General features: G+C 71.5%; 6 protein-coding genes. 2 read left to right on the top strand and 4 right to left on the bottom strand.

Features of this window, described 5'->3' with window-relative positions; genetic code table 11:
• The coding region (locus tag H0X00_RS22305) for a helix-turn-helix domain-containing protein (RefSeq protein WP_293774965.1) at positions 1-534 on the top strand (534 nt) is incomplete at its 5' end.
• On the opposite strand, the gene H0X00_RS22310 is transcribed toward H0X00_RS22305, so the two are convergent.
• The 3 genes from H0X00_RS22310 to H0X00_RS22320 all read right to left on the bottom strand — a co-directional run bounded on the left by H0X00_RS22310 (position 535) and on the right by H0X00_RS22320 (position 3,352).
• Positions 535-1,752 (bottom strand): cytochrome P450, encoded by a 1,218-nt coding sequence (locus H0X00_RS22310; RefSeq protein WP_293774966.1) that lies wholly within the window; start codon positions 1,750-1,752, stop codon positions 535-537. It lies immediately after the preceding gene.
• A gap of 89 nt (positions 1,753-1,841) precedes the next feature.
• Positions 1,842-2,816, bottom strand: a complete 975-nt coding sequence (locus H0X00_RS22315; protein ID WP_293774968.1) for a Gmad2 immunoglobulin-like domain-containing protein — start codon at positions 2,814-2,816, stop codon at positions 1,842-1,844.
• A complete protein-coding gene (locus H0X00_RS22320) occupies positions 2,813-3,352 on the bottom strand; it encodes a SigE family RNA polymerase sigma factor (RefSeq protein WP_293774969.1) in 540 nt (179 codons plus the stop codon). The genes H0X00_RS22315 and H0X00_RS22320 overlap by 4 nt, the downstream gene beginning before the upstream one ends.
• Before the next feature lie 35 nt (positions 3,353-3,387).
• On the opposite strand from H0X00_RS22320, the gene H0X00_RS22325 reads away from it, so the two are divergent.
• Positions 3,388-3,735 carry a histidine triad nucleotide-binding protein gene (locus tag H0X00_RS22325; RefSeq protein ID WP_367186734.1) on the top strand — a complete coding sequence of 116 codons (348 nt, stop codon included), beginning with the start codon at positions 3,388-3,390 and terminating at the stop codon, positions 3,733-3,735.
• A 45-nt stretch (positions 3,736-3,780) separates the two neighbouring features.
• Here H0X00_RS22325 and H0X00_RS22330 read toward each other — a convergent pair.
• On the bottom strand, positions 3,781-3,962 hold a 182-nt coding region (locus H0X00_RS22330; protein WP_293774971.1), incomplete at its 5' end, for a hypothetical protein.

Here is a 3,962-nt window from a genome sequence, read left to right on the forward strand (position 1 = left end):
CCGGTCGACAGCGCGAGCACCTGGGGCTGGGTCAGCGGGCCGGCCGGGACGTCGTGGTTGGACGCGGAGCTGCCGCTCCCCCGGGACGGGTTCCGGATCGCCACCGGGACCGCCGCCGCCGGCCTCGACGGCTTCCGGCGCAGCCATCTCGAGGCGCTGCGGGCGCAGACCATCGCGGCCGCCGGGTCCGCGGACGCGGCGGTCACCCGGTTCGCCGAGGTCGCGACCCTGGCGGTGCTGACCGACGATCGGGACGCCCTGGCTCGCTTCGTGGCCGACCAGCTCGGCGAACTCGCGGCCGGCGGCGAGCGCGAACAGCGCCTGCGCACGACGGTGCGGAACTACCTCGACGGCGGAGCCAACGTGCGCGCGGTAGCCCGAGATCTGAACTACCACCGCAACACCATCCAGCACCGACTGGACCTCGCGGCGCGACTGCGCGGCCGACCCCTGGAGGACGACCGTTCGGGACTGGCCCTCGCGCTGCAGGTCGCCGAGCACTACGGCGCAGCGGTGCTCAGGCCGCAGGGCTGATCAGGCCGGCGTGACCGCGATCGGGATCGAGTCGTAGCCGTTCACCCAGGTCGTGCAGTGCCGGACCACCGGACCGGTCAGCCGCAGGTCGCGGACCCGCCGGGTGAACTCCTCGAAGATCACCTTCAGCTCGAGGCGGGCCAGCCCGGCGCCCAGGCAGAAGTGCCGGCCACCGCCGCCGAAGGCCTGGTGGTACTCCACCGGGCGCAACACGTCGAAGCGGTCCGCGCCGGGCAGGATCTCTTCGTCGCGGCTGCCCGAGCAGTACCACATCACCAGCAGGTCACCCGCGGCGATCCGAACGCCCCGGAGCTCGGTGTCCGCCAGCGCCGTGCGGGCGAAGTAGTTCAGCGGCGTGGCCCAGCGAATGATCTCCTCGACCGCGTTCGGGATCAGCGACGGGTCGGCGGCGAGCGCGGCCAACTGGTCCGGGTTCTCCAGCAGGCCGAGCACCCCGGCGGAGGTGGCGTTGCGGGTCGTGTCGTTGCCGGCGAAGACCAGGATCGCGAAGAACATCAGCAGTTCTTCCTCGCTCAGCCGGTCGCCGTCGACCTCCACCGAGGCCAGCAGTCCGACCAGGGAGTCGGTGCCGATCTGACTGGGAATCAGGTCCCCGAGATAGGCCCCCATCTCCATCATGGCTTCCATGCTGTAGCCCAGCTCGACGTTGTCGATCCCGGTGTCCAGCTTCGCGGTCCAGTGCGCCAGCTGGTCGACGTCGGAGGCGGGGGCGCCGAGCAGGTCGGTGATGACGGTCAACGGGACCGGCAGCGAGAGGTCACGGACCACGTCCAACGAACCGGTCTCGCACGCCTTGTCCAGGATCGCGGTGACCTGGGTGCGCACGGAGTCCTCCAGGTGCGCGATGGTGCGCGGGGTGAAGGCGACCTGGACGAGCTTGCGGTAGCGGCTGTGCTCGGGCGGGTCCTTGAAGATCACCATGTTGCGCAGCATGTCCAGCGGGGCGGAGGCATCCGGGCGCATCCAGATGCCCTTCTCGTGCGCCGAGAACAGCGTCGCGTGCTTGCTGATCCACTCGATGTCGGTGGCCCGGGTGATCGACCAGAAGTCGTCGATGCTCGGGTGCCGGCTGCGGTTGCGGAACACCGGGGCCTCGGCCCGCAACCGGGCGAACAGCTCGTGCGGCGGGCCGTCGACGAACGTCGCCGGGTCCGAGAGGTCGACGGTGTCCAGCTCGGGAAGGGTGGGGGCAGCCATGGCACCCAGTGTGACGGCGGCCACGCCGCTCCGCGAGGGCCAGCCGCCCGCCGTTCGGGGGCTCAGCTGTGCACTGAGCCCAGGTCCGGCTACGGCTCGGTGCCGGGGACCTGCTGGGTCCCGACGTCCGAACTTGGCGCGGACGACGGAACTCCGGTCGGCGTGGAGCTCGGCCGCGGCGTGGAGGTCGACGTCGGACTCGGGGTCGGGGTCGGCTGCGTCGCGCTGTTCGGGGCCTTGATGGTGATCCAGATCGAGTCCGAGGCGAGCTTCGTGGTGCCGTCCTCCGGCGAGAGCGCATAGGCGTCGATCCGGTAGTTGCCCGGCGCCAGCTCGATCGTCGCCTGCCAGTCGCCCAGCTCGGGCGCGCCGGCGGTGGCGGTCGCGTATGCCCGCTGGAGCACCTTGCCGTTCTGCGAGATGTCGATGGTCACCTGCGCCTCGAACACCCGGGCCACGCCGGCGATGGTCAGCGGGCTGTTGTAGCTACGCCCGGACAACGGGCCCTGAATCGCGACGTAGTTGCCGCCGTCGTCCTCCGGGATGCCGCCGTCGTTCCTGCTGGCCTCTTCCTCCTCGGTGACCGGTGCGATCCGGGTCCTGGCATCGAGCGGCACGGCGGTGGTCTCGGTGTCGACGTCGAACTCCTCGCCGCCGGAGGGGCCGTAGTCCGTGGTATCGAGGCTCGGTTCAACCATGATCTTCGGCTCGGGTGTGATCAGCGGCTCCAGCGAGCTGAACGGCTGGGTGAGGAGCGGGTCACGCGCCCCGTCGGCGAAGTCGTTACCGCCGTCGTCGCCGCCGGTCAGTTGCAGGCCGACCAGGGTGCCGGCGACGAGGGTGAAGACCAGGGCCCCGACGGCCATCGCCGGCCGGGCCGAGGGGCTGGAGAACCAGTGAAAGACGCCACGCCGCCCCTCGGTCCGGGCGCGGATCTTGGCCAGGCCGTCGCCGGCAGGCATGACGCGGTCCGCCTCGGCACGCATCGCCGCGGCGAGGATCGCTTGGAGGTCCTGGGGCTGCTCGGGGTTGGGCGTGCCGAATCGGCTGCCGTGGTCGCTCATGCCGTCTGCTCAGCTTCCAGCATCGAGCGCAACGCGGCCATGCCGCGGTGGGTGTGGCTCTTGACCGCCCCCTTGGACACCTTCATCGCCGCGGCGATGTCGGCCTCGGACAGGTCGCCGTAGTAGCGCAGCACCAACGCCTCGCGCTGACGGTCCGGTAGGCGGCGCAGGGCGGCCATCACCCGATCGCCCTCGAGGCGGGCCAGGGCCCCGTACTCGGCGCTGGGCATGTCCGGGCCCGGGGTGGGCGCGTGCTTGTCGGCGACCACGCGGCGGCGCAGCACCGAGCGGGACCGGTTCACCACGGTCTGACGCAGGTAGGCCAGCGCCTTGTCCTGGTCCTGGATCCGGCGCCAGGCCCCGTGCATGGCGACGAAGGCGTCCTGGACGACCTCTTCGGCCTGCATCTGGTCGCGCAGCAGCATGGAGGACAGGCGCACCAGCGACCGGTAGTGATCGGTGTAGAGCGCGGTGACCGCCTCGTCGGCGTCCCAGCGGGCGCCGGCAGCGCCCAGCTCGGCCACCATGACTGTCATGCCCCCTTGACGCCGGACCAGCCGGATAGGTTTACCTGGTGACCAGCGCCGACTGCCTGTTCTGCAAGATCGTCGCCGGGGAGATCCCGGCCACCCTAGTCGCGGAGACTGCGGACACCGTCGCATTCCGTGACATCAACGCGCAGGCGCCGACCCACGTCCTGGTGATCCCCCGGGAGCACCACCGGGACATCGCCGCGATGGCGGCGGCGGACCCGTGCCTGACGGGCCGACTTGCGGCCGACGCGGCCGCGGTGGCCGCGCAGGACGGCCTGACCGGGTTCCGGCTGGTCTTCAACACCGGCGCCGAGGTCGGCCAGAGCGTGTTCCACGTGCACGGTCACGTGCTCGGCGGGCGCGAGTTCCGCTGGCCGCCGGGCTGAGACAGTGCGACCCACCGCTGGGAATGACCTCCCCGGCAGCGGTGGCTACTTTCCGGGGTCCTTCTTGTCGCCCGCGGCCTCGATGCGGGCCAGCTTCGCGTCCCACTTGGCCTGACGGCGCGCCTCGCGCGCCTCGTGCTCGGTGAGCGGGTTGGTCAGCGAGCCGACGATCGCCGGGCCACCCGCCGGAGCGGTGGGCGTCGGGACGACCAGCCCCGGCGCGGGGA

This window comes from Sporichthya sp., assembly GCF_013815995.1.
Taxonomy (GTDB): domain Bacteria; phylum Actinomycetota; class Actinomycetes; order Sporichthyales; family Sporichthyaceae; genus Sporichthya.